The sequence below is a fragment of the Micromonospora sp. CPCC 206061 genome, assembly GCF_036906915.1.
Classification (GTDB): domain Bacteria; phylum Actinomycetota; class Actinomycetes; order Mycobacteriales; family Micromonosporaceae; genus Phytohabitans.
This window is the reverse complement of record NZ_JBAKHX010000207.1, coordinates 1-1,343: the sequence shown is the minus strand read 5'-3', so window position 1 is coordinate 1,343 and position 1,343 is coordinate 1. Positions and strand designations below refer to the sequence as shown.

The window sequence follows — 1,343 nt, the reverse complement described above, 5'->3', positions numbered from 1 at the left end:
GTCAGGCGGTCACTGTGTCGGGTGGTGGCGTCGCCGACACCCGCCAACACTGCCACCACTGCGACTCCGGCAGTTCGCCAGCGGCATGCACGAACGCCTCCAGAACCTCGGCCAGGACGGCCGGATCGGCCATCGGCACGGCCCGCACCAGCTGGCTGATAGCACGGCGGCGACGGCGCATCACCTCACCCACCAGATCCCGCCCCACCTCAGTCAGACCAACCCAGGTCGCCCGCCTGTCCTCCACACGGCGATACCGGCGCACGAGATCCTTACGCACCAGCCGATCACACATCCGGGTCACGGTAGACGGCGCGACCTCCAACTCGGTAGCCAGATCGATCGTCCGTTGAGGCCCACGGGAGGCCAGCACCACCAAAGCCCGGTACTGCACGAGCGTGACATCCGCATCCAACTGACCCAACGACCGCGCCGCCAAAGCCACCAACACCCGGCTCGTACCCAACAACCCGTCCGTCACCATGGCGCTGTCCATCGACCGCTTACGCGTACCCGCCACCCCTGCCACAACAGGAAATACTCGCACACCCACAACACCGACCACGAACAGCTACCGCGGCCGAAACATCCGGTACGTAAACACGCCCCCAACCGCCACAGCGATCAGTAACACACCCCAGATCGCCGTAGGACTAAACCCGCTACCAGTCGCCGTACCCGCCAACGCCGCCTCCTGCAGAGAGTCAGCCGGCGCCTGCTCAGCGGGCAACGCAGCCGGCGGCAACGCCCCATACCGCACGATGCCAGTGCTCTCCAGCAGACTCATATGATTAAGCACAAACTGATTGGCCTCCTGCGCCAACTGCCTTGCCACCTCATTGCGAGTACCGGACCGCACCGCACCGATCACCGGAAAAATCTTGCCGTGCGCCGCACGCAACCGATCCACGAAAATCTGATCGAACTCCCGATCCGACGACGCGGTACGCATCTCATCAAGCCACCCCTGCTGGGTATCGTTGGGCTTAGTAGGCAGCTGATGACCAACCTTATTAGCCGCGTCGACAACCAACTGATCCAACTCGGCATGCTGAGCCGCGATCTCCGCACCCACCTCCCGGACCCGCTGCCGACTACCGCGCTCCGCCGCCATCTGACCGGCAGGCATCTCCCACAAACCAGCAAGACGGACACCGTCGAACAGCGCCAAATCCGCCGCGCTCAACTGCGCAGGCGCCACCGGCGCGGCAAGAACGGCAGCCGGCAGCGCGAGCATGCCAGCAACGAATCCGACCAGAGCCGAAACAGCCCACCGCCGACCCGCCGAACCAGCGCCTCGTCGTTGCCTGACCCTGCCCGCGAACACCAGACGTTCACCTCCG

2 protein-coding genes are annotated in these 1,343 nt (G+C 64.9%); both read right to left on the bottom strand.

All coding sequences use genetic code 11. The features are described from left to right. Position 1: 1 nt before the first annotated feature. Positions 2 to 520 carry a MarR family winged helix-turn-helix transcriptional regulator gene (locus V6V89_RS41405; RefSeq protein WP_334625219.1) on the bottom strand — a complete coding sequence of 173 codons (519 nt, stop codon included), beginning with the start codon at positions 518 to 520 and terminating at the stop codon, positions 2 to 4. Between the two features lie 51 nt (positions 521 to 571). Beyond that, positions 572 to 1,237, bottom strand: coding sequence for a DUF4142 domain-containing protein (locus tag V6V89_RS41400; protein ID WP_334625218.1), 666 nt, complete (start codon positions 1,235 to 1,237; stop codon positions 572 to 574). Positions 1,238 to 1,343: the final 106 nt, after the last annotated feature.